This window comes from Burkholderia sp. Cy-637 (assembly GCF_011753175.1).
Lineage (GTDB): Bacteria > Pseudomonadota > Gammaproteobacteria > Burkholderiales > Burkholderiaceae > Burkholderia > Burkholderia gladioli.
The window spans coordinates 1-24,077 of sequence record NZ_VWWC01000116.1; the positions used below are offsets into that span (position 1 = coordinate 1).

Annotated in this window: 19 protein-coding genes, 1 tRNA gene and 3 pseudogenes; 11 read left to right on the forward strand and 12 right to left on the reverse strand. The window is 64.0% G+C overall.

The genetic code is table 11. The features are described 5' to 3' along the window. The 3 genes from F3J10_RS24830 to F3J10_RS24840 all read left to right on the forward strand — a co-directional run. On the forward strand, positions 1-582 hold a 582-nt coding region (locus F3J10_RS24830; protein ID WP_240155705.1), incomplete at its 5' end, for a PhzF family phenazine biosynthesis protein. 580 nt (positions 583-1,162) lie between these two features. Next, positions 1,163-3,514 carry an EAL domain-containing protein gene (locus tag F3J10_RS24835; RefSeq protein ID WP_167243221.1) on the forward strand — a complete coding sequence of 784 codons (2,352 nt, stop codon included), beginning with the start codon at positions 1,163-1,165 and terminating at the stop codon, positions 3,512-3,514. Between the two features lie 160 nt (positions 3,515-3,674). Beyond that, positions 3,675-4,880 carry a chromate transporter gene (locus tag F3J10_RS24840; protein ID WP_167243222.1) on the forward strand — a complete coding sequence of 402 codons (1,206 nt, stop codon included), beginning with the start codon at positions 3,675-3,677 and terminating at the stop codon, positions 4,878-4,880. An 88-nt stretch (positions 4,881-4,968) separates the two neighbouring features. Here the strand turns inward: F3J10_RS24840 and F3J10_RS24845 are convergent, their stop codons facing one another. From F3J10_RS24845 to F3J10_RS24865, 5 genes are all read right to left on the reverse strand, one after another. Beyond that, positions 4,969-5,427: a CopD family protein gene (locus F3J10_RS24845; protein ID WP_025096553.1), complete on the reverse strand. Its 459-nt coding sequence runs from the start codon at positions 5,425-5,427 to the stop codon at positions 4,969-4,971. 283 nt (positions 5,428-5,710) lie between these two features. Then, the gene (gene parC, locus F3J10_RS24850) at positions 5,711-8,035 is read right to left on the reverse strand and encodes a DNA topoisomerase IV subunit A (RefSeq protein WP_025096554.1); all 2,325 of its coding nucleotides are present in this window, start codon (positions 8,033-8,035) and stop codon (positions 5,711-5,713) included. 54 nt (positions 8,036-8,089) lie between these two features. Further along, a complete protein-coding gene (locus F3J10_RS24855) occupies positions 8,090-10,075 on the reverse strand; it encodes a DNA topoisomerase IV subunit B (RefSeq protein WP_025096555.1) in 1,986 nt (661 codons plus the stop codon). A 200-nt stretch (positions 10,076-10,275) separates the two neighbouring features. After that, the gene (locus F3J10_RS24860) at positions 10,276-12,234 is read right to left on the reverse strand and encodes an ATP-binding cassette domain-containing protein (protein ID WP_025096556.1); all 1,959 of its coding nucleotides are present in this window, start codon (positions 12,232-12,234) and stop codon (positions 10,276-10,278) included. Positions 12,235-12,424: 190 nt separating this feature from the next. Then, positions 12,425-12,847 (reverse strand): DUF4399 domain-containing protein, encoded by a 423-nt coding sequence (locus F3J10_RS24865; protein ID WP_029949151.1) that lies wholly within the window; start codon positions 12,845-12,847, stop codon positions 12,425-12,427. 219 nt (positions 12,848-13,066) lie between these two features. Between F3J10_RS24865 and F3J10_RS24870 the strand changes: the two genes are divergently transcribed. Together F3J10_RS24870 and F3J10_RS24875 are read left to right on the forward strand one after the other, a co-directional pair. Further along, positions 13,067-13,249, forward strand: coding sequence for a rubredoxin (locus tag F3J10_RS24870; protein ID WP_013698980.1), 183 nt, complete (start codon positions 13,067-13,069; stop codon positions 13,247-13,249). Positions 13,250-13,429: 180 nt separating this feature from the next. Next, a tRNA-Arg gene (locus F3J10_RS24875) sits at positions 13,430-13,504 on the forward strand. A gap of 263 nt (positions 13,505-13,767) precedes the next feature. Here the strand turns inward: F3J10_RS24875 and F3J10_RS24880 are convergent. Further along, entirely contained in the window at positions 13,768-14,862 is a 1,095-nt protein-coding gene (locus F3J10_RS24880; protein ID WP_240155706.1) for a hypothetical protein, read from the reverse strand. Between the two features lie 356 nt (positions 14,863-15,218). Here F3J10_RS24880 and F3J10_RS24885 point away from each other — a divergent pair, with 356 nt between their 5' ends. Beyond that, complete coding sequence (locus F3J10_RS24885; protein WP_167243223.1) at positions 15,219-16,094, forward strand: hypothetical protein; 876 nt, start codon at positions 15,219-15,221, stop codon at positions 16,092-16,094. Positions 16,095-16,177: 83 nt separating this feature from the next. Here the strand turns inward: F3J10_RS24885 and F3J10_RS36355 are convergent. After that, positions 16,178-16,285, reverse strand: a pseudogene (locus tag F3J10_RS36355) (DUF159 family protein); the annotation flags it as partial. Positions 16,286-16,287: 2 nt separating this feature from the next. Here F3J10_RS36355 and F3J10_RS24890 point away from each other — a divergent pair. Further along, positions 16,288-16,398, forward strand: a pseudogene (locus F3J10_RS24890) (helix-turn-helix domain-containing protein); the annotation flags it as partial. A gap of 224 nt (positions 16,399-16,622) precedes the next feature. Here F3J10_RS24890 and F3J10_RS24895 read toward each other — a convergent pair. The 3 genes from F3J10_RS24895 to F3J10_RS24905 form a co-directional block, all read right to left on the reverse strand. Continuing rightward, positions 16,623-17,990 (reverse strand): glycosaminoglycan attachment protein, encoded by a 1,368-nt coding sequence (locus F3J10_RS24895; RefSeq protein ID WP_167243224.1) that lies wholly within the window; start codon positions 17,988-17,990, stop codon positions 16,623-16,625. A gap of 647 nt (positions 17,991-18,637) precedes the next feature. Continuing rightward, positions 18,638-18,901, reverse strand: a complete 264-nt coding sequence (locus tag F3J10_RS24900; RefSeq protein ID WP_167243225.1) for a hypothetical protein — start codon at positions 18,899-18,901, stop codon at positions 18,638-18,640. A 132-nt stretch (positions 18,902-19,033) separates the two neighbouring features. After that, positions 19,034-19,306 carry a hypothetical protein gene (locus tag F3J10_RS24905; RefSeq protein WP_020381335.1) on the reverse strand — a complete coding sequence of 91 codons (273 nt, stop codon included), beginning with the start codon at positions 19,304-19,306 and terminating at the stop codon, positions 19,034-19,036. Positions 19,307-19,697: 391 nt separating this feature from the next. On the opposite strand from F3J10_RS24905, the gene F3J10_RS24910 reads away from it, so the two are divergent. Continuing rightward, a complete protein-coding gene (locus tag F3J10_RS24910; RefSeq protein WP_205200445.1) occupies positions 19,698-21,410 on the forward strand; it encodes a hypothetical protein in 1,713 nt (570 codons plus the stop codon). Between the two features lie 84 nt (positions 21,411-21,494). On the opposite strand, the gene F3J10_RS24915 is transcribed toward F3J10_RS24910, so the two are convergent. Further along, complete coding sequence (locus F3J10_RS24915; RefSeq protein ID WP_017920641.1) at positions 21,495-21,923, reverse strand: hypothetical protein; 429 nt, start codon at positions 21,921-21,923, stop codon at positions 21,495-21,497. Positions 21,924-22,112: 189 nt separating this feature from the next. Next, a complete protein-coding gene (locus F3J10_RS24920) occupies positions 22,113-22,649 on the reverse strand; it encodes a hypothetical protein (protein WP_167243226.1) in 537 nt (178 codons plus the stop codon). 288 nt (positions 22,650-22,937) lie between these two features. Between F3J10_RS24920 and F3J10_RS24925 the strand changes: the two genes are divergently transcribed. The 3 genes and pseudogenes from F3J10_RS24925 to F3J10_RS24935 form a co-directional block, all read left to right on the forward strand. Further along, positions 22,938-23,210, forward strand: a complete 273-nt coding sequence (locus F3J10_RS24925; protein WP_013699011.1) for a hypothetical protein — start codon at positions 22,938-22,940, stop codon at positions 23,208-23,210. A 129-nt stretch (positions 23,211-23,339) separates the two neighbouring features. Further along, complete coding sequence (locus F3J10_RS24930; RefSeq protein ID WP_025096578.1) at positions 23,340-23,552, forward strand: hypothetical protein; 213 nt, start codon at positions 23,340-23,342, stop codon at positions 23,550-23,552. A 112-nt stretch (positions 23,553-23,664) separates the two neighbouring features. Next, positions 23,665-24,077 (forward strand): annotated as a pseudogene (locus F3J10_RS24935) (D-alanyl-D-alanine carboxypeptidase); the annotation flags it as partial.

Here is a 24,077-nt window from a genome sequence, read left to right on the forward strand (position 1 = left end):
GCCGTGATCGAGGCGCGCGGCGGCCGGCTCGGCTACAACCTCAAGCTGATCTTCGAGACCGGCGAGGAAATCAGCTCGCCCGGGCTCGACGCGATCTGCGCGCGGGAGCGCGAGGCGCTGGCCGCCGCGCTGCGCTCCGAGGCGATCGTGTTCGAGGCCACGCCCTGCGCCACCGACAACGGCACGCCCTGGCTGGTGGTGCGCCTGGCCACCGCGGCCGACTGCCTGGCGCTGGCGCCGGATCCGGACGCGCTGCGCACACTCGCCGATGCGGTCGGCGCGCTCGGCGTGGCGGCCTATGCGCCGCATCCGGCGGGCGGCCCGGCCGACTTCGAGGTGCGCTGCCTGATCACCGCCGAAGCCTCGGGTATCGTCGAGGATCCCGTCACCGGCAGCGCCAATGCCGCGATCGCCGGGCTGCTGGCGCACCAGGGCCTGCATTCCGGCCCTACCTACACGGCTCGCCAGGGCACCGCGCTGGGCCGCGACGGCCGGGTGTCGGTCGAATACGACGCCACCGGGAAAATCTGGATTGGCGGCGACGCCATCACTGTGATCGACGGCAGCTTCCTGCTGCCGTGAACCATGCCGGGCGGCCTTCCCGCGCCGCCCGCGCCGGCTTTCCATCGGCTTTCCGGGCGTTTTCGCCGCGTTTTCGGCGTTCGAGCCGCCGTCAGGCCGACGTCGAGCGTTGCACGCCGCGTCTCGGTTTTTGCCCTCGCTATCTAATTCCTTTTCCAACCAGTAATATCGGGACCTATCGGCCGTTTTTGCTGCATGCCGAGTGATTCGTGGTCCTAGCGGTTGGGCGCCGGCCGCGGCGCCAGACCACGGTCATCGATACTGCCCGCGCCGGGGCCGGCCGCGGGTTCAACCGGGAGATCGGCCGTCCGTCACGCCTGCGTGGCGGCGGCGAGCCGTCGAAGGAGTCGGATACCAAACACAAGCCGCGAAGGGCGGGAGCGACACCACCACGCATGGCCCGGGCATGTCCCGCGCCACGGCGCAAGCGGCCAGGGCCGCACGCTCCCGTCGCCGGCAGGCGCGCTGTCCGCGGCGCGCCGCTGCCGGAGCCCGGGCCATCGCGCCGCGGGCCGTCGTCGCCCTCGTTGCCCTCGTGATCCGAACACGCATCCATGTCGATCATCCCCCCTGCCCTCCGATGAATTCGCTTCGCAACCTCGCCGCGCAAGCGCGCCTGCCTCATGCGCGCAAGACGCGCCGTCGCGCGCTGTTCGCGATCCCGCTGCTCGGCGTGCTGGCGCTGGCGCTGCTGTGGGCGGTGATCGTGATGCGGCTGTCGGTCGAGAAGGAAAGCGCCTACCGCGAAGCCGCGGCCTCCGCCGCGATCCTCTCCACCGCGCTCGAGCAGCACACCATCAAGGCGATCCACCAGGTCGACCAGATCACCCGCTTCGTCAAGTTCGAGTTCGAGAAGTCGCCCGGCAACTTCAATCTCGCCAGCACCGTCGAGAAGGGCGTGGTGCCGAGCGACACGCTGATCCAGGTCTCGCTGGTCAACGCGCAGGGGCAGTTGCTCGCCAATACCGCCGAAACCCATCCCAAGCCGCTCGACCTGTCCGACCGCGAGCACTTCCAGGTCCACGCCAGCCACAACGACGACGAGCTCTACATCAGCCGCCCGGTGCTCGGCCGCGTCTCGGGCCAGTGGACCCTGCAGATGACGCGGCGCCTGAACGGCCCGGACGGCAAGTTCGCCGGCGTGGTGGTGGTCTCGGAGGACCCGAGCTACTTCACCAGCGACTTCTACAACAACGCCGCGATCGGCAAGGAAGGCGTGATCGCGGTGGTGTCCGACACCGGCGCGGTGCTGGCGCGGCGCACCGGCTCGGCCGGCAACGCGGCCGGCACCTTCTCGGCCACCGGCGTGTACCCGATCGCCGAGCGCGTCTCGGGCACCTACGCGGACCCGATCGACGGCACCCTGCGGATCGTCTCGTACCGGCATCTCGACGGTTATCCGCTGGGCGTGCTGGTGGGGCTGTCGCAGGCCGAGGAGTTGGCCGACTACAACCACACGCGCAACGTCTACCTGCTGATGACAAGCTTCATCACGCTCGCCATGCTGGCCTTCTTCGGCGTGGCCACCGGGCTGATCGGCAAGCTGCTGGGCCGCGAGCGCGAGATGACCCAGCTCGCCGAATACGACCTGCTGACCGGGCTGGCGAACCGCTACACCACGCTGCGCGGGCTGCGCAACGACGTGGCCCAGCCGTCCAGCCTGAAGCGTCTCGCGATCCTGTTCATCGACCTCGACAATTTCAAGACCGTCAACGATACGCTGGGCCACAACGCCGGCGACATCGTGCTGCAGATGACGGCCGCGCGCCTGTCCGACGCGGTCGAGGCCGAGGGCACGCTGGCGCGCATCGGCGGCGACGAGTTCGTGGTGGTGGTCAAGGGCGACGATGCCGAGCGCCGCGCGGTGCGCCTGGCCGAATCGGTAATCCGCATGTTCGGCAAGCCCTTCGACGTGCGCGGCAGCACCTTCGTGCTGCATGCGAGCATCGGCATCGCCCTGCACTCGGTGGCCAACGAAAGCGAGATCGACCTGCTCAAGAAGGCCGACCTGGCGATGTACAGCGCCAAGGACGCCGGCAAGAACTGCTACCAGTTCTACGCGCCGCATCTCTCGCATCGCGCCGACCACCTGATGCGCTGGGAACAGCAGTTGCGCATCGCGCTCTCGGAAGGGCAACTGTTCCTCGCCTTCCAGCCCAAGATCGACCTGGCGCAGCGCTGCATCACCGGCTTCGAGGCGCTGGTGCGCTGGGAGCATCCCGAGCACGGCCTGATCGCCGCCAACGAATTCATCACCATCGCCGAATCGACCGGCCTGATCGTGCCGATCGGCGACTACGTGATCCGCACCGCCTGCCGCCAGCTCGCGCGCTGGCGCGAGGAAGGCCACGACACGCTGACGCTGGCCGTCAACATCTCGCCGGTGCAGTTCTGGCGCGGCGACCTGATCGAGACCATCTCGCAGGCGATCGACGAGAGCGGCATCCAGGCCAACCGCCTGGAGATCGAGATCACCGAAACCGCGATGATGGAATATCCGGAGCTGGTCTCGGACAAGATCATGGCGCTCAAGAAGCTCGGCATCCGCATCGCGCTCGACGATTTCGGCACCGGCTATTCCTCGCTGTCCTACCTGCACCGCTTCGCGGTCGACACGCTGAAGGTCGACCGCTCCTTCGTGCAGGCGATCCCGGCCGACCGCAGCGTCTGCGTGATGGTCTCCTCGATCGTCCACCTGGCGCGCGCGCTGGGCCTGACGGTGGTGGTCGAGGGCACCGAGACCGAGGAGCAGGTGGCCTGGCTGTCGGCGCTCGGGCAGATCCAGGCGCAGGGTTTCCTGTTCTCGCGGCCGGTGCCGGTCGACGGGATCCCGGCCCTGCTGGCGCGCTTCGGCGTGTGCGGCACGCGCGAGACGGCACCGCGCGCGATCGCCAACTTCGAGAACGAACCGGGCAACCCCGGGGGCGACTGATCACGAGCCGGCGCGCCGTGCGGACTGCGCCTCGCACGGCAGCGCAATCGAGACGTCGCCACCGAGCGACGCCGCGCCCGACCCGATTCGGGCAGCAACAAAACCAGGCGGAATCGACGACGCGTTGGCCAACGCCCGTCGCTGAGAGACCAAGATAACGATGAACACAAGCACCGATAGCGCCGCCCTGCGCGGCGAGCAGGAATCCTTATGGTCGCTGTTCCGGATCGTCGCGGGCGTGTCCGCGGTGTCCTGGGGCGGCCTGGCGATGATGGCGCAGCTCGAGCGCCATTATGTCGAGCGCGTCAGGCGTATCGACTCGACCACCTATGCCGACCTGATCGCGCTGGCCTGGATGGTGCCCGGCCCGGTCGGCTGCAATGTCGCGATCCAGGTCGGCCAGGTGCTGCGCGGCCGCGCCGGCGCGTGGATCGCGGGGCTGGCCAGCGTGCTGCCCTTCTTCGTGCTGATGACCGGTTTCGCGATCTTCTACCGCACGCCGGCGGTGCGCTCGCTGGCCTCGCCGATGCTGCTGCACGCGTTCGGCATGGTGCTGGCGGCGCTGATCGGCGTGACCTGGTTCCGCCAGGTGCGCACGCTCGCCAAGGGGCGGGCCGAGCGGGTGGTGGCGGCGGTCTCGACCGTGTTGCTGACGCTGGCGCACAGCCCCGCCGCCTTCGTCGCGATCCTGCTCGCCGCCTTCGCCGCCGGCTGGTTCGGCAGCCGCGAGCGAGGCAGCGCGCCGCGTTTCGTGCTGCTGCCGGCCGAGCGCGCGATGCTGGTGGTGCTGGCCCTGCTGGTGCTCCTGTTCGCCCTGCCGATGCCGCCCGCCTACGAGGCCAGGCTGCTGTGGGCGCGGCTGGCCGGTGCCGGCATGACCCTGTTCGGCGGCGGCTTCTCGGCCCTGCCGGTGCTCAAGGCGCTGTTCGTCACGCCGGCGGTGGGCATCAGCGAACACGATTTCACGCTGGCCTTCGCGCTCTCGCCGGTCTCGCCCGGGCCGCTCCTGAACGTGGTGCCCTTCCTCGGCTACCTGAGCGACGGCTGGCGCGGCGCGCTGCTGGCCACCGCCGCGCTGTTCATCCCTTCGGCCTGCCTGGTGGTGTTCGCGCAGCGGCATGTGCACCGGCTGCGCCGCAACCCGCGCTTCGAGCACGGCATGCGCATGCTGCGCGCGGCCACCACCGCCTTCCTGGCGATCGCCGTGCTGCGCATCCTGATGGGCATGCCGGCCGCGCCCGGCTACTGGCTGATCGGCGTGCTGGCCTGCGCAGCCTTCCTGCGCAGCCGGGTGCCGGTGTATGCGGTGTATGGGATGGTGGCGCTCGCCTGCGGCGGGTGGTGGCTGCTGTTCGCGGGGCATTGAGCGAGGCGCCCAGGGCGTCCGGCCCCGCCTCGCCCTCCCCCGCCGATATCACGACGGCGCCGCTGTCACGGCGCCGCTCATGGCTGGCTCAGAAACCGCGCGACAGCACCGCCGTGCCGATCGTCACCACGCCGAGCACCAGGTTGATCAGCACCAGCAGGCGCATCGAGCCGACCGCGCGCGCGCCGTCGGGCCAGTTCTGCGCCTGCACGGCGCGGCGGATGCGCGGGAAGATCGCGAAGCGGATATGGCCGAAGATCAGCATCATCAGCACGCCGATGCCGGCCATCGCGTGCAGCGGCCAGCTCGCGTGGCCGCCGCCGAAGGCGGTCAGCAGGAAACCGCCCGACAACAGGGTGACGATCACCGCGCCCGCCACCCAGTTGAAGAAGCGGCCGAACACCGCCTCGATCAGCGGCAGCCGCAGCTGCGGCGAAAGATCGGACAGCGCGGGGCGCAGGCAGAAATGCGCGAACACCATCCCGCCCACCCAGACCGCGATGGCGAGGAGATGGAGGAACAGCGCGACGGCGATGGCGTGGGACATGAGCGATCCTGGGTGTTGTTATCGGACGAAACGCGCCGCCGGGCCGGGATCGAGGCAGGCTCGAGCGCGCGGCGGGCGCCGGCATGACCCGGTTCGACCGACACGCGGCCCGTCGGTTCGGTGCGCGGGCGACATTTGACACGAAATCGCGCCGGCTGTCGCCGGGCCGCGTCGAGGCCGCGCTCCAGCCGCGCGCCGCGACGCCATGAAAAAGCCCCGGCGCGCGATGAGCGCAGCCGGGGCCGGCAGCCTGGCCGGGGCGCCTTGGCGCGCCCCGCCGGGCTCAGTCGAGGATCGGGCGCAGGCCCGCGAGCTTGAGCTTGAGATCGGGCGCGCGGCCCTTGCGAGCCCGCTTGCCGACCAGCGGCGCGAGCGCGGCACCGGCCAGCACGACCTCCTGTGCCTTGCCGCCACGGCCCGTGCCTTGCAGCACCACGCCGCGCCCGTCGATGGCCAGCGCCTGGACCAGCGCTTCCTTGTCCTCCAGCGCCATCAGGATCACGCCGCGGCCGCCGGCCGACAGCGTCTTCATCTCGTCGAGGCCGAACACCAGCAGGCGCCCCTGGGCCGACAGGCAGGCCACCTGGGTGGCCAGCGGCATCACCGGCATCGGCGCGAGCGGCACCGCGCCCTCGTCGATCGTCATGAAGGCCTTGCCGGTCTTCTGGCGGCTGATCATGTCGCCGACCTTGGCGATGAAGCCGAAGCCGTTGCTCGAGGCCAGCAGCAGCGGCTGCTCGGCGCCGGCCGCGAAATAGTGCATCAGGTGGGTACCCGATTCGAGCTCGATCAGCGAGGTGACCGGCACGCCGTCGCCACGCCCGCCCGGCAGCACCTGCACCGGCACCGAGTGCACGCGGCCCTTGCTGCCCCAGGCGATCAGCGTGTCCGGCGTGCGGCACTGGAAGGCCGCGTAGAGGCCGTCGCCGGCCTTGAAGCTGAAGCTGGCCGGGTCGAGCCCGTGGCCCTTGAGCGCGCGCACCCAGCCCTTCTGCGACACCACCACCGTCACCGGCTCGTCGATCACGCGGGCCTCGAAGGTGGCGCGCTTCTCCTGCTGGATCAGGGTGCGGCGGTCGTCGCCGAACTGCCTGGCGTCGCCCTCGATCTCCTTGATCAACAGCCGCTTCATCGCGCTCTCGTTGGCCAGCAGGTCCTCCAGCTTGGCCTTCTCGGCGCGCAGCTCCTCCAGCTCCTTCTCGATCTTGATCTTCTCGAGCCGCGCGAGCTGGCGCAGGCGGATTTCGAGGATGTCCTCGGCCTGGCGCTCGCTCAGCCCGAACGCCGACATCAGCGCGGCCTTCGGCTCGTCCGACTCGCGGATGATCCGGATCACCTCGTCGATGTTCAGGAACACGATCATCCGGCCTTCGAGGATGTGGATCCGGTCGTCGACCTTGCCCAGGCGGTGGCGGCAGCGCCGCGTCACGGTCAACTGGCGGAACCCGACCCACTCGCCGAGGATCGCGCCGAGCCCCTTCTGCGCAGGCCGGCCGTCGTTGCCGATCATCACCAGGTTGAGCGGCGCGTTCGATTCCAGGCTGGTGTGCGCGAGCAGCGACTGCACGAACTCGTTCTGGTCGAGGGCACGCGACTTCGGCTCGAACACCAGGCGCACCGGCGCATCCTTGCCCGATTCGTCGCGCACCGCGTCGAGCAGGTCGAGCAGGGTCTTCTTGGTGTTGGCCTGTTCCTGCGTGAGGGTCTTCTTGCCGGCCTTGATCTTCGGATTGGTGAGCTCCTCGATCTCCTCGAGCACCTTCTGGCAGGAGGTGTTCGGCGGCAGCTCGTTGACCACCAGTTGCCACTGGCCGCGCGCGAGCTCCTCGATCTTCCAGCGCGCGCGCACCTTCAGGCTGCCGCGGCCGACTTCGTAGGCGGCGGAGATTTCCGCGTCGCTGGAGATGATCTGGCCGCCGCCGGGGAAGTCCGGGCCCGGCACCAGTTGCATCAGCTCGGCATGGTTGAGCTTCGGGTTGCGGATCAGCGCCACCGCCGCGGCCGCCACCTCGCGCAGGTTGTGCGAGGGGATCTCGGTGGCCAGGCCCACCGCGATGCCCGAGGCGCCGTTGAGCAGCGCGAAGGGCAGGCGCGCCGGCAGCAGCTTCGGCTCCTCGAAGGAACCGTCGTAGTTCGGCATGAAGTCGACCGTGCCCTGGTCGATCTCGTCGAGCAGCAGCTGCGCGATCGGCGTGAGCCGCGCTTCCGTGTATCGCATCGCGGCCGCGCCGTCGCCGTCGCGCGAGCCGAAGTTGCCCTGGCCGTCGATCAGCGGGTAGCGCATCGAGAAGTCCTGCGCCAGGCGCACCAGCGCGTCATAGGCGGACTGGTCGCCGTGCGGGTGGTACTTGCCGAGCACGTCGCCCACCACGCGCGCCGATTTCACGGGCTTGGCGTTGTTGCCCAGCCCCATCTCGTTCATCGCGTAGAGGATCCGGCGCTGCACCGGCTTCTGGCCGTCGCAGACGTCGGGCAGCGCGCGGCCCTTGACCACGCTCACCGCGTAGTCGAGATAGGCGCGCTCGGCGTAGTCGCCGAGCGTCAGTACGTTGCCGTCGTCCGGCGGGCTCGGCGGCTCATCGAAAAAGTCGGGGGTCTTGTCATCCATCTGCTGTAGCTTCCGTATCCGTTCAGGGGCGGTGGGCGGCGCGCATCACGCCGCTCAGATATCCGCCTCGACATCGTTGCCCTTTTCCTCGAGCCAGCTGCGCCGCGCGGAGGCCTCGCCCTTGCCCATCAGCATCGTCATGCGCGAGACCGTCGCGTCGTAGTCGAGGCCGCCCAGGGCGATCGGCGCGAGGCGCCGCGTGTCCGGGTTCATGGTGGTGTCCCACAGCTGCTCGGCGCTCATCTCGCCGAGGCCCTTGAAGCGGCTGATCGACCATTGCGTGTCGCGCACGCCGTCCTTGCGCAGCTTGTCGAGGATCGCCTCGAGCTCGCCGTCGTCGAGCGCGTAGAGCTTCTGCGCCGGCTTCTTGCCGCGCGCGGGCGCGTCGACGCGGAACAGCGGCGGACGCGCCACGAACACGTGGCCGCGCTCGATCAGCTGCGGGAAGTGCTTGAAGAACAGCGTCAGCAGCAGCACCTGGATGTGCGCGCCGTCGACGTCCGCGTCCGACAGGATGCAGATCTTGCCGTAGCGCAGGTTCGACAGGTCGACGTGATCGTCCGGCGCATGCGGATCGACGCCGATCGCCACCGAGATGTCGTGCACCTCGTTGTTGGCGAACAGGCGGTCGCGCTCGGTCTCCCAGGTGTTGAGCACCTTGCCGCGCAGCGGCAGGATCGCCTGGTATTCCTTGTCGCGGCCCATCTTGGCCGAGCCGCCGGCGGAATCGCCCTCGACCAGGAACAGCTCGTTGCGCGCGATGTCCTGCGTCTCGCAATCGGTCAGCTTGCCGGGCAGCACCGCCACGCCCGAGCTCTTGCGCTTCTCGACCTTCTGGCCGGCGCGCGTGCGCGCCTGGGCCTGCTTGATCACCAGGTCGGCCAGCTTCTTGCCGTGCTCGACGTGCTGGTTCAGCCACAGCTCCAGCGCCGGGCGCGTGAACGAGGAGACCAGCTTGACCGCGTCGCGGCTGTTCAGGCGCTCCTTGATCTGCCCCTGGAACTGCGGGTCCAGCACCTTGGCCGACAGCACGAAGGACACCCGCGCGAACACGTCCTCGGCCAGCAGCTTGACGCCCTTGGGCTGGAGGTTGTGCAGCTCGACGAAGCTCTTGACCGCCTGGAACAGGCCGTCGCGCAGGCCGGATTCGTGGGTGCCGCCGGCCGGCGTGGGGATCAGGTTCACGTAGGATTCGCGCGTGAGCGAGCCTTCCTCGCTCCAGGCCACCACCCAGGAGGCGCCCTCGCCGTCGGCGAAGCTGTCGTCGCCCGAGGTTTTCGCGTCGGCGAAGCGCTCGCCCTCGAACAGCGGGATCAGCAGCTCGCTGCCGTTCATCTCGTCGAGCAGGTAGCCGCGCAGGCCGTCCTCGTATTTCCAGCTCTGGCGCTCGCCGGTCTTCTCGGTGACCAGCACCACCTCCACGCCCGGCAGCAGCACCGCCTTCGAGCGCAGCAGGCGCTGCAGCTCGCCCAGCGGCAGGTTCGGCGAATCGAAATACTTGCCGTCCGGCCAGACGCGCACGCGCGTGCCGGACTTCTTCTCGCCGCGGCCCGCGCTTTGCGTGACCAGCGGCTTGACCACGTCGCCGTGCGCGAAGCCGAGCTCGGCGAACTTGCCCTCGCGCCAGACCGTGACGTCCAGGCGCGTGGCCAGCGCATTGGTGACCGAGACGCCCACGCCGTGCAGGCCGCCCGAGAAGGTGTAGGCGCCGCCGGCGGCCTTGTCGAACTTGCCGCCCGCGTGCAGGCGCGTGAAGACGATCTCGACCACCGGCACGCCCTCGTCGGGATGCATGCCGAACGGGATGCCGCGGCCGTCGTCCTCGACCGAGACCGACTGGTCCGCATGCAGGGTGACGATGATCTGCTTGCCGTAACCGCCGAGCGCCTCGTCGGAGGCGTTGTCGATCACTTCCTGGATGATGTGCAGCGGGTTCTCGGTACGCGTGTACATACCGGGCCGCTGCTTGACGGGCTCGAGGCCCTTCAGCACCTTGATCGATGCTTCGCTGTAGGCCGCTGCGGGCTTTTTCGTGGACATAGGCGCTAGTTCGTCAATCGTCCGCCGCTGTTATCCCCAGTTGATGTGGACAACATCGTGGACAAAACGTTGAATTCGATAAAAAAGCCAATCGAAACAATGCGATTACGCGACTGCTCCGAAAGCGGGCGGCGCACCGGCGCCGCGAACGGCACCAGGGCCGGAACGCGGCGTATTTTACTGGTTCCTTGCGCGCGCGCTCATGACGGCTTGCGCTTGGCCTCGAGCTCCTCCCAGCGCTCCAGCGCCACGAGCAGTTCGTCGTCGAGCGCCGCGTAGCGCTCGGTCAGCCGCGTGCCTTCCTTGGCGTCGCGCGCGAAGATGCTGCCGTCCTCGAGCTGCGCGTTGATCGCCTTCTGCTCCGCCTCCAGCGCGGCGATCTGCTCGGGCAGCGCATCGAGCTCGCGCTGCTCCTTGAACGAGAGCTTGACGCTGCGCTGCGTGTTGCGGCCGGCCGCGGCGTTCTTGCTGGCGTCGTCCCTGGGTGCCGGGGCGGCCTCGCGCGCGGCTTCGCCGCCGCGCCTGGCGGCGTCCTTCGCCAGTTCTTCCGAGCGCGCGTGCTGGGTCTGCCAGTCGGTGAAGCCGCCCACGTACTCGCGCCAGAGGCCCTTGCCCTCGGCCGCGATCACCGAGGTGACCACGTTGTCGAGGAAGGCGCGATCGTGGCTGACCAGCAGCACGGTGCCATCGTAGTCGGTCAGCAGTTCTTCCAGCAGTTCGAGCGTGGGGATGTCGAGATCGTTGGTCGGCTCGTCGAGCACCAGCACGTTGGCCGGGCGCGCGAACAGGCGCGCCAGCAGCAGGCGGTTGCGTTCGCCGCCCGACAGCGAGCGCACCGGCGAGCGGGCCCGCTCGGGCGCGAACAGGAAGTCGCCCAGGTAGCTCATCACGTGCTTGCGGGTGCCGCCGATCTCGACCCATTCGCTGCCGGGGCTGATGGTGTCGGCCAGGCTCTTGTCGAGGTCGAGCTGGGCGCGCATCTGGTCGAAGTAGGCCACCTGCAGGTTGGTGCCGGTGCGCACCTTGCCCTCGTCGGGCGTCAGCTCGCCGAGGATCAGCTTGAGCATGGTGGTCTTGCCCACCCCGTTCGGGCCGATCAGGCCGATCTTGTCGCCGCGCATCACGGTGCCGGTGAAGCCGTCGATGTAGGCGCGGCCGTCGTAGCGGATCGTCACGTCGGTCAACTCGGCGACGATCTTGCCGGACTTCTCGCCCTGCGCCACGTCGAGCCGGACATTGCCCTGCGCGTTGCGGCGCTCGGTGCGCTCCTTGCGCATCTCGACCAGCCGCGCGATGCGGCCCACGCTGCGCGTGCGGCGCGCCTCGACGCCCTTGCGGATCCAGACTTCCTCCTGGGCGAGCAGCTTGTCGAACTTGTCGTTCTCGACGCGCTCGACCTCGAGCTGCTGTTCCTTGCGGACCTGGTACTGCGAGAAATTGCCGGGATAGGACAGCAGGCGGCCGCGGTCGAGTTCGACGATGCGCGTGGCGACGCGGTCGAGGAAGGCGCGATCGTGGGTGATGAACAGCACGCTCGAGCGCTGCGAGACCAGCAGTTCCTCGAGCCAGCGGATGCCTTCGAAGTCGAGGTGGTTGGTCGGTTCGTCGAGCAGCAGCACGTCGGGCTGCAGCACCAGCGCGCGGGCCAGCGCGACGCGCTTCTTCATGCCGCCCGACAGCGCTTCCACCAGTTGCGCGCCGTCCAGGCCGATCTGCGCCAGCGTGGTGGCCACGCGGGTGCGCCAGTTCCAGGCATCGTGCAGGTCCAGCGAGGATTGCAGCGTGTTCATGCGCGCCATCAGCGCGTCGTGTTCCGCGCCTTCGGGCGTGTCGGCCAGGCGGTGCGCGATCACGTCGAATTCGTCGAGCAGCGCCTGCGTGTGCGTGAGGCCCGAGGCGACCGCCTCGAACACCGTCTGCCCCGGGCCGAACTCGGGCTCCTGCTCCACGTAGACCGTCACCAGGTCCTGCTGGCGCGTGACCAGACCGTCGTCGGGGCGGGCCAGTTCGGCGACGATCTTCAGCAGCGAGGACTTGCCCGCCCCGTTGCGGCCGATGAGACCGACGCGCTCGCCGGCTTCGAGCGAGAAATCCGCGTGATCGAGCAACGCGACGTGACCGAACGCAAGCTGCGCGCCGGTAATGGAATAGAGCGACATGGGGGAAGCGGCGAAGAAAGGGATTCGGAAACGCCCATTGTAACGGGCATCGCGGGCGGCGCCGCTTCGGCCGGATGGCCGGGGGTGGCGAGCGCGCGTTTCGCGGGATGCCGTGCGCTCGGCCGAGGCTTGCCGGGGGCTGGCCGGCGCGGGCATGGAATCGTGCCCGCGCGGGTAGTGATGCGGTGCCTCAGTGATCCACGTTGACGATGATCGTCTGGCTCATGGCGGGACCATAGGAGCGGTGCATGCCGTCGCCGAACTGCAGCGTCAGCGTGTGCTTGCCGGGCGGCAGCTGGATATCGGTTTCCGTCTGGGCCTTGCCGAAATGCAGCGAATGCTCGCTGGCCGGGATCACCTCGCCCTTCGGAATCGGGCCGCCGTCGATCTCCAGGTGATGATGGCCGGTGTTGGGCGTCATGTCGCCGGCCGGGCGCAGCTGCATGCCTTCCACGCCCATCTTGACGTGGACCGGGTTCGAGACCGTCGCGCCTTCGGCCGGCGCGACGAAATAGACGTGCGGTTCCTCCGCCCGCGCCGTGCCCGCCAGCGCCACCGCCGCGAACGCGCTGGCGCAAAGCATGCCGGCCATCCATCGCTTGCTCGTGTTCATGCTTCTCTCCTGTTCGATGTTGTGGGTGAAGCGCGACCAAGCATACACCCCGGCTCGTGAAAACCGCGTGGCTGAGCCAAGGCGCCGCTTTCGCGGAACGGCCGGGTGTTTCGGGTATATTGCGCGGTTTGTCGGGGCGCACACGGGGCGCATGCGCGCGCGAGCGTGAGAATGCGGTGCCGGTCCGAATGCCTGTCATCCCATTTCAGAATGAACACCATGAGCGAAGTCGTCGAATTCAAGAGCTGGGTCTGCCTTATCTGCGGCTGGACCTACAACGAGGAAGAAGGCCTGCCCGATGAAGGGCTGCCGGCAGGGACGCGGTTCGCAGATATTCCGGCGGATTGGCGTTGCCCGCTGTGCGATGTGGGCAAGGATGATTTCGTGGTTGTGGAGTTTTGAGGATGCTCGGGGCGAAGGTGATTCGCTCGATTTGAGGGTCTGGTTGCTTGAGATTTTTCGGGGCGGTGGTCTTTGCTATACTCTCACCCGCTGAACGGGTTGCTCATGCCTAGCTGTGGCGCCCGGGTCCTCTGCATTGCTCACGCAGGTAAGCTCGATGAGCCACCTCGCGACTATCCGCTCCCCGTAGTTCAATGGATAGAACAAGCGCCTCCTAAGCGCTAGATACAGGTTCGATTCCTGTCGGGGGGACCAAGGAATCTCCCGAAACCCTTGCCCAGAAACAAACTACTGGCAATTTGGCGTAAATCTGGCGTAGTGCGTTTTAGACTTCGCAGAAAACTCCCCACCTCAGATGCCGGCATATACTGCTGATGCAGCAGTACCTTCGCGTTCTTTGACAAGGTCTAGTGCACAAACCTACGCCAAGACCTACGCCCGCCATTTCAGCGGCAGGCAGTTACCGACCCGGAGCGGACCCTCGACCCTCTCCCTAGCGAACATCCGCTCGACTCGCATTATTCCGGTGCTGTCGCTGTTGGGTTGACCCAGAGATTTTTTCGCGTCTTGTCCGTTTTGCTGGCAACTGTCTTTAGTTTCTTTAGCAGAGTCTCGAAGTGGGGTAATGAGCAAACAATGAATTGTCCAAAGTAATTGGCGAGCCTACCTCGTGAATATTCCCCGGCCAATTCTTCGCACATCGCAGAGGGAAGCATAAAATCGTGAACTCCAGCTTCTTTTCTTACCCCATCTATCCAATCGGTGGCTCCAGATTCAACCAGTCCGGACAGTAGGTCACAGGTAGCCTGCCGATGTCGCTGAAAGTCCTGCGTCTGCTCGCAGTAGACCACAACCCACGGGGCTGGAGTAGCAAGGCCCGATAGTGTCTCTGCTTTTTCGACACTCGCGATTGTAGTATCTGTATTTGCCACCACTATTTCCGACGTAGTCAGCAGAATCGGACAGTAGAGGAAGGGACAGCACTCTTCCGGGTGCTGTCCCAGATTCCATTCAATTGCTTCTATCACTAGGCGGGGAAGCGCGTATTGCAGTTGCGCCAGACCCTTTCTTATTTCTGCATCGTACACTGCTCCAGTGTTGAGATCGATCTCGACGCCTTTGAGACAGAAGTTAGCCTTGTTGTCGAAAGCTGTAGAAGGTTGGCTATCCAGTAATATAGGTGAGAAATTATCTACGACCCGCAGCGTATGGCCCAGGGTAAATGTTGAGAACTCACCCGGGTTCGGGTCGGGAAAGAACAACCACTTATTATTCCGATGCCGATGCTTACACTCGATCAGCAACTGAAACTCTGTCGTAATTTCGTTCGGCCTACGATATGGCAGGTAGGCTAACGCATGAAGGTCAACAGAGAAGTCGTCTCTTGCTTGCGCGCCGTACCGGGTATACGAATAGTCAGCACTTGTGGAAAAACCATGCTTCACCAGCAGTTTTGATACTTCGAATTCCATCGGCACGCTGGAAGACAGCAGGTTGTCCTTCCAGCGCTTCTTTTCCTTGAGATTCTTGTCTTCTGCCTTGTCGGTCACAGTCCCGCGCCTCCCGTGTGCTTTTTCTAACGCCGCGGATCCTCGCATGGCGAGGGTAGTCATCCGTAGATCGTTCGACAGATGCTGTTCTGTCGAATCTAGATTGTCAACGGCTCTCCTCTACTCGTCCGGCGACTGCTCGTGGCCGGTAGCTGCCGCTCGCCATCACCTCAGACAACTGGCCGGATGGCCAACTTCGAGCGACCGCATGCGCGCCGCTGGTAAACTCGGGCGGCCAAAGCAACTTTTCCCGGTCACATGAGCACGCACCCCACATCAACGGCTGCAAGCGTCACCCCGGTGATGCATCAGCGCTTTCGCCTTGACCAATAAGGCGCTGATAAAAAATTGACGCTAAAACCTACGCTCGGCCACTCGCATGTTAAGCGGCGCAGCTCGGACAGAAGGGGACATCAATCGTGATCGAAACCGCCCATGCTGGGTTCCTAGCCATACCAGACGTTGTTTGGTCTGGAATCGTCGGGTCGTTCTTGACGATCGCCGGCGTTCTCGTTACAAATCGGGGACTATCAGCGCGTCATCGCGAACAACTTCGGCATACTGCAAGCGAAAGCGCGAAGGCGCGAGAAATGGATCTACGAAAAGAAGTTTACATTCCTGCCATCGACGCCGCCCTTACTGCAACTAGTGCGATCGGAACTCTATACGATCCCACATCCGACGTTCGATTGATTGCAGAAAAATTTGCCAATGCTATTGCAAGCCTCGGAAAGGTCTCATCAATAGCGAAACCTGAGACAGTTGCAAAAATCGGAGAGTTCGAAATTGCACTGCGCGACGTGTACACCCTCCTTCTTTTGTCTCGTGGTCCACTTATGGAAGCGCACAATCGGTGGCGAGCGGAAACCGACGTACATACGAGAGTGTTGGGAGATCATGGCCGCTGGGTTGCAGCACATGCCGAATCACTTCTTACACCGATCAACGAAGAAAGAAACAATATTTTCAATCGACAAATTGAATTTCTATCATCCCAAATGGATCACTGGCGAGTTAAATCGGAAGCATCAAAACGAGAAGAAACAACGCGCCAAATAGAATTCCTTCTCGCCACCCTACCTCACTCTCAACAATCAGCACAGGCATCCATCGAAGTTGCCATTGCCATTCGGTCCGAATTCTCGCTTACTGACGATGATTTATCCGCAGTGAGAGCAGCCTTTGAAAATAATAGAGTGAGGAACTATGAGTCAGTGCGGCAACTGGTGGACAATCTAGCGGCCCAGCACGTCGCAAACAACAGTCAACCGCCCGTAGCTCAACCTACTCAATAACCGTTCAAATGCCGACCGAGCTACCGAAGCTATACCGTCGCCTCGGCTGCCATATCCTCCGCCGGCCATAGCTGCAGCATCGATCACGCAGTTTCAATGTTCGACGTCGCAAGCCATTCCTCCCAGTCGTCCGACTTCACGATCACCATCGATCGTTTTTCGTGGCCACGCCGATGCATGCGAGCCATGACAACAGCAGAACGAGGTTCGCCGGCAATTGAGTGATGGAGCAAGCGTCGCCGGGCTTGCAAAGCGGTATGGCACCAGCCGTCAAACGATCATGCGGGTACGCGATGCGACGTGACGTCCTGTCGATCAAAATCGCTTTTCGTGAACAGTGCAGCCCGTTTTCCCTTCTACCGCGCATTTGGCTCCCCAATATGATCCGAGTTGGAGAGCCTGATCAACGGTCTACCACTGTGTAAATCCGAAGACATCGGCAATGCCAAGTCTCAAAACCGCCACTAGCGTGTTTAGTCATTCTCCTCACGATAGCGGCATCATCTCGATCATGGCATTTTCATCAAATCACTTCTTTATTTTCATATGAATTGTCTGAGACGCATAGGGATGAAATTCCGGAAGTTGGCTAACGATCTTCCCATCTTCAAATCGATGGTGAGCAATTGACGGAAACAGCTCCTCTGGAACTGGATGGATCGCGTTCGGATTGTGATACATGGAAAGACCTTCGGCCCATGTCTCACTCGAATCTTCCGACACCAAATACGAAAACGGTTTAGGCAAATGCGCATTTTGGTCATGATCATGATGTGCCCCGATTCTCATCATGACAACGCCGGGCGCCTTAAAACCCGCTTGCCGCCCCATCCTGTTAAATTTCGAAATTGTCCCAGTGGCCGAAAACATTACAGCACTAACATACTCGCCCCCTGGTTGAAAAAAGAATCCCGACGGAATTTCCTTATCACCCACCTTGTGGGTTTCTATTTTTATTGGATCGATAACAAGCTTCCCATTTTCATCAAAGTGACAATCATGGCGAACACCATATAGATAATTTATAAGTGCCGTCGAGCTCCACAACATTGATTGATCGTCGTGAAAATCCGCTATCGCAAAAACAAGCGGCAAATCTCTCACATGATCTAGCTCCCAATATTTCTTTTTAAGTTTCGAGTAAAGTGGACTACCGAATTTGATAGGCAGTTCGTTTTCCTGTCGCCTCCTCACCTCATCCGCATCTGGTAGAGACGGAGCGGCCTTGAACAAGGAAGGAGGGTTGTCTTTCGAACGGCCTACGATGGTTGCCTCGATCGCTACCGATTTCCCATATTTTTTGACAAAAAAATCTGGCCGATCAAACTCCCTATTTAAAAAAAGCTGCTCTTCCGTTAGGTAAGAATGCAAATAAAGCTCCCATACACGCGCGTCAAATCCCGTCGTTTGAAATTGCTCCACAAAATTTCCATCCACATCGACGTAATGAGGCATAATCTCCGAAATCATTTGCCTCGCTGGGATAAACGATTCATCGCGGAGCAGCGTCACAAATCCAGGATGATATTTCGCTGTTGGAACAATCGGCGTAAAAAGATCAAGTGGTTTGGTGTAGTCCCCCTGTGGAAACTGCGCGACACCATCTCGCGAGTGCCATTTTATTGCCCGCTCGATCCACGCCCGCGCCTCTTCCTCTTTCGGAATCGATACTTCCTGATCGAAACACCGGAATCTGCCAGCTTCGTCCCGCCCAAGAATAATTCCAACAAAATCTTTATCTGAATCGTCGTGAAGCAAGACACCAAGAACCGTTTCTTCTTCGTTTGAAAACCACGCGACTTCTTCGCTAAAGTACGCTGCCGCCGGACTACGCGAATGCGCCACCAACGCATTAAAGCGCTTGACATCCATCCGCTTAACTATTTTCTCATCCATACACCACCCCGCTTAATTAGATATTCGATGGCTACTGTCTGACTACATGCAGTATTTTCCGCTGCCTACCGCTCCGCTAGATCATTTCCCAAGAAGCAGCAATCGGCGATACGCTACCCCGTAATACGCGCCGATATGCTACCTCCACTCTCGCTTTCTTGGCTGTACGGGCATCCATACTCGAAATGCGCATCAGGGTCGGTAGGCGACCGCGCGGGGAGTTTTTTGCGCGCAGCGTTCCAGACGGCCGGGTAGTTCACGAAACCGCAGAGCGGGCACACCTTACCTAGCTGTCCATCTCCAATCTTGTCTCCAAGATATTGAGTGTTCTGGAGACATAGTTGGAGATACGCGGCACCTTGCCAGACAAGGCTGACAAGCCGAACCGAGTGCTTGTCTCCAAATCTCCAGAGATTTTTGCTTCCGGCGGCCCGGCACGGTTACGCATAGCGCCCCCCCTCTACCGAACGAGCCTATGCCAGCGTGCCTGTTGGTATTTTTGTTGGTATCTATTGCCTTTCAACACGGAAAGTCTTTACCAAGCCTAGAGATATGAATTCTGTCGGGGACCAGCCAGCCCCCCACATCTCTCGCGATTGGCGCCCCCTGTAGCTTAGGCCAATCTGGCAGCCCCCTAGCGTCCGCCGTCAACCATCGCCGCCCTGCGAATCAGTCGACGCCAACAGACGGTCATGACGCACGTCCCAGGATGCTTCAATTGCCCGCTTGCTATGCTGCGCCGCGATTTCATGGCCAGCCTCGCATAGATACATCAGCGCGCTGTGATCGATGGTACCCGACCTGAGATAGCAAAAAATCGCGTCGAAAATGGCGCCGACATAACGGAAAGCGCGCATGCTCGCGTCCAACTCATCGGCGGCCCGAATGGCGCTGTTGGCGTGCTCACTCATACGACTCCTCCGCATGCGCAAAGGCAGTCAGCCTATACGGAGCTCCGCTGGATATGTCACGCGCATCCAAATAGGCGAGCCTCACGAGATGGACATCGACACGAACCGATCGACCGCACTCGACAACAACCTTTACTCCTTGCTCAACTCGATCAACGCTCCGACCGAGCGGGCCACCTCGAGAATCTGATCGATGCTCGCCACCGGGCCTACCATCAAGGCTAGATTCGTAGCGCCAAACATCAAAACGTGGAAGCCCATTTCGCGCCTGTCCTCGTCCGACAGGTATTTGTGAAATTGACGTGCCGTCGATACGCCGAACAAGTTCGCCATCTGGGCATTGGTATAGCCCAGGCGCTCCTTGAGAAGACGCAATGCGTCGCTGCTGGGCGGCTGATATTTCATTCGATTTTGTCTCGCATGGGCGCGTGTAGACGCAAAGCCGTAGCTTCATGGTGAGCTCCTTTCGGAATATCGGGCACAGCGGGTTGCATAGCCCAGTGCTCCGAAAGATATCACCCTTAGGGTGACTATTCAAATGCGACGGAAACGCACAAATCGGACCACAAGCACGTCGTAGCCGTCAGGCCCGGAAACGTCCCCCAAGGAACTTGAGCGCCCCCCTCTACAGCCCCGCTCTCGCGCGCCGATATCCAGAAATGACAGCGACGCGTCGATGCCCTTACCCGCGCCCTTGTCCATGCTCGCCCGTCCCGATTGGCAAGCCCCTTCCTGGCACGGAAAATCGCACTCTCGCGATCAATACAAGCAACCCTCAAGAAGAACCATAGGAACCATGCAGTCACGGAAGCAACGGCCACCCATCGAGGAACTGGTCTTCATCGACGATTTTTTCCGGGTAGCCGAAAACGGTTTGCCTCCCTCGCCGGAGAACCGCAAATTCCTGCGCGCCTTCTTCGGCACGGGTGCATCGAGGCTGGGCTGGCGCGTGCGCGAGCTCAGCGTGCAGTCGCAGCGCGGCAGCATCTGCGTGCCGAAGATCATGGAAAGCCTGGGCCTGCCCTCGGACCGTGCCGGCTGGGCGGCCGCCTGCGTCGCCGACCTGCAACCCGCAGCCGAGCACCTGGCCATGCTGGCCTTGACGCCCGCCAGCCTGGTGATCGGCTGGGGCCTCACGCCGGCCATCATGCAATACGTGGACAGCCAGGGCGCGGCCTTCATCGACGTGGAAATCGACTCGATCCGCTTCACGCGTGACCTGCATCTGGCCGTGCGCACCAACGACCCGGGCATCCGGGAAGAACTCGAGCACCTGCGCATCGACGAGGAGATGTTCTGGTCCACCGCGGCCGGCCTGCGCGGCCACTTCGCCCGACGCGGACATTCGTCCATCGTGAACGCCGACCTGAGCGTGGGCCTGTTCGTCGGGCAGACCAGCGTCGACCTTGCCCTGGTCGGCGGCGGGCGCCTGGCCCAGCCTGCCGATTTCATCGAACCGATCCGCCAGTGGGCACAACAGGTCGACCTGCTGGTCATCCGCCCTCATCCTGCCCAGGCCGATACGCGGCAATTCGATGTCCTGCTCGACAGCATTCCCAATGCCCTGCTGATCAAGCACAACACCTACAGCCTGCTCTGCGCCGACAACCTGGCCTTCGTCGGCGCGATATCGTCCGGCGTGCTCAAGGAAGCGCCCTATCTGGGCTGCAGCGACGTTCGGTACCTGCTTGCCGACGACCGCAATACCGCCGGCCGGCTGCCGCCCGAGTGCTCTGCCTGGATTCCGGTGCGGCTCGAAGTGGCCAGCGCACGCTCGCTGGAAGCGTTCTCGGCCGCGCGAAGCCAGCTTGGCTCGCGCTTGTCGGCCGCGCCGGCCCCGATGTTTGCCGAGGACACGCTCACCCAGATCTTCGCCTACCGTTGGGGGCTGGACCCAGCTGCGGGCGGCTTGCCCGAATTCCCGGTGCTGAGGCCGGAACAGTCGATGAACCTCGCCTCGGGCACCCCCGCCGCGGCGACCACATTCTTCACGCAGGGCTGGCACTGGCCCGAATCATGGGGAGCATGGACGGCGGAGCCGCGCGCCTGGCTGCTGGTGCCGCTGGACTGCTCGGCGGCCGCCGGGGCTGACGCAGGTTTCGTCCTGACCCTGCGCGGCTACGTCTATGCCCCGCCTCCCGCGCAAGCGCCGGACGTGAGGATCACCGTCAACGGTCGGGAATGCCGAGCCGTCGTCAATCAGGACGGTAGCCTGGAATGGATCGTCGATCTCGATGCGGATGCCGTTCAGCGCCGCTTGCTGATGATTGCCATCGCGGTGCGGGGAGCCCTTCGGCCCTGTGACGTGAGCGAAAACAAACACGACATGCGAACAGTTGGATTCGGCCTGGTCGATCTCAGCCTGCGTGAATGCACACGGCCCGCGAACGCAACCATCCCTGCATCCTCGCTCTCGGAAAATATGGGGCCTTGCCTACCCACCCCGACTGAAGCACCGGACGCGGCAGTGGCGGCGGAAACCGTCCTGGCACGCGAGAATGCAAGCTGAGGGAGGCAGGACCGATATCGGCCGCCATGAAGAACGGCGCCTCGATCCGAGGCGCCGTTCTTCATCCATTACATAAAACCGCGCTCACGCGGCCGGCGGGCAAACCGCTCCTTGATAAATCAACTGATAGGTGTAGTGCTTGTCCCACGACAAAGGTGGAGTACCCGGCACGATCCACTCGGCGTAATTGCCGGCCATGGTCCCCGCCGCGAACTGCGACGTGCCGATCGTCGCGATATTCGTCGACGTACCGCCCTGTACGATCGGCGCCGTGCCATACCACTCGAACTCGGCGCCATTGAGGAACCAGTTTCCGTTCCAATGCTGGGTCGTGCCATACCAGGTATTGTTCGCGCTAAAGCACACGCCCTGATTGGCATAATGTCCGCCGCCCGGTGCGTAATAGAACACCGCCTCCCAATAACCGACGGGCGACGTCTGGGTCTGCGCGGTGGCAAGCGTCGCCGGCAGCACGCACAGTGCCGCCAGCAGTTGGCAAAGCTTCTTTTTCATCTGGCCTGGTCCTTGTTGTTTGTCGTTGCGGCAAGCCCGCCGACGGCGTTCGACGATCGCCTGATTGCAAAACGCAATCAGGCAACGTGATTATCGATATATGACGATCGGAATGACGACGTGAAATTACCGCAACTGAAAATTAAAGAAACCCGAGCCATTTGTAAAGCATGAAGGCCGTGCTGCCCGCTACTCCGCATCGATATCCTTCTCCTTCGCCTTCTCGAGATTCTTCACCATCTCGTCGACGATCCGATGCATTTCCTGGGTCATCTTCTTCATCATTTCCGCATGCACCTGCACGACCGCCGGATGCGTGCCTTCCGGCAGCCCCGAATGCTGCTGAAGCGCATGCAGTACCGCGATCGACTCGGAATCGCTGAGCGGGCCGAGCGTGGACAGCACGTCCTGCTGCATCGCCACGTCGTTCGGCATCGGCAAGGGCGGCGCGGCTTGTGCGAAAAAATGCGCGATGCGCGGATCCTGCCCGGCCGCCGCATGCGCGGCGGCATCGGCCCCTGGCAAGCCAGCGCGATTGCGCGGCCGCGCGCCTCCTTGCTGCCGCAGTGTCGAGAAGCTGTTCGGAATGCCGGCGAAGTGCGCCGTGGAGATCCGGCGCACCGCACCGCCGGGGTCCTGCCGGTTGGGGCTGGACGGCTGATGGCTGTCGTTGCGCGAAACCTCGGCCGGCGCGACCGGCGTGATGTTGCTGGAAGTCCTCACCATGATGGCGGCCTGTGTCGAAGATGAGCCATCGCATTACACCCGAATCGTCGCCGGCCGCCGCCGGCTTGGCGAAGCCGGCGATGCATTTGCGAAACCGGCTCTGATCCCTGCGCGCCGCCCACTTATGCACAGCAGCACGGCAGGCAACGCCTGTGCATAAGCCAGAAATCGCGCCCGTCCGGGCCTCGCCGCCAGCCACATCCCGCCCCTGCCTCGCGCTCGTGCGAAAATCCCGCCTTTGCCGCGCCCGTCGCGGCCCCTGTCACACCGCACTGGATGGAGTCCCATATGAACGTCAACGAACAAATCGCCGCGCTGACCGCCGCCGAACTGCAGACCGCCGGCGCCGGCCAGGCCACCGCGATCGCGCTGACGGTGCTGCTGCGCCACCTGCGCTCGCCGCAACTGGCGCAGATGATCTCCTCGGCCTTCGAGAACCACGAGGCCGTGATGCTGCAATCGCCCTGGCCGGAGCAGATGCTGCAGTCGTATCGCTCGACGCGCCGCCTGCTCGAAGGCGCGGCCGGCGTCGAGGCGGGCGAGGCCGATCCGGCCGCCTGAGCCCGCGCCGCGCGGGGCTCGCGCCTTGCGCGATGCCTCGCTTTGTTCGATGATGGTCGAGTCGCGCGTCGCGCGACCGGCCGCCGCGCCTGGATGCGCCAGCCGCCTTCGTTCCCGCCGTCGCCGACGATGCCCACCGAATCCGACAAACCCAAACGCCGCCCGTCCACCCGGACACAGAACCTGATCGCCATCGTCGCCGGCGTGACGACCTTCCTGATCGGCGCGGGCTGGGTGATCCACAGCTACATCGTCGATCGCGAAGCGCCCTATTTCGCGATCCCGCTGGTGTTCTCGGTGCCCGTGATCGTCGCGGTGACGATTCGCAGTTTCTGGGATTGAGCGCCGCGATCCTGCCCCGCGCAGGAATCGCGTGTGAATCTTCGCGCGCGGCGCCGGTCATACGCGCGACGCGGCCAGCCCGGTCCGCGCCCGCCCAACCGCCGTATTCCGCATGATTCGCCAGCCTATCTTCCGTCTTGCCCCTCGTCTCCCCGCCTTGCGACGCCTGCTCGTCCTGCTCCTGATGACGTTCGCCGCGTCGCTGCTGCCCAAGGCCGCATCGGCCGCGCCCGGCACTCGCGCCTGCGCGACGACAGCCCATGGCGCCCACGCCCGCCGCTGCATCGCCAAGCCGAACAAGCGGCACGTCAAGCCGGCACCGCATGCCAAACGCGCCAAGGCGCACAAGCCGCGTCCGCACACGACGATCCGCAAGAAGCCGCGCCGCCGCGTCACACCCAAGCCAACCGTGGCCGCGCAGCACGAGCGGCTGCATCGCAAACGCGCCGCACGCGGCACCCACCCGAAGCGCAAGCCGCTGCCGACGCCGGGCCATGCCCCGCGCGTGACGGCCAGCGCTCGCGC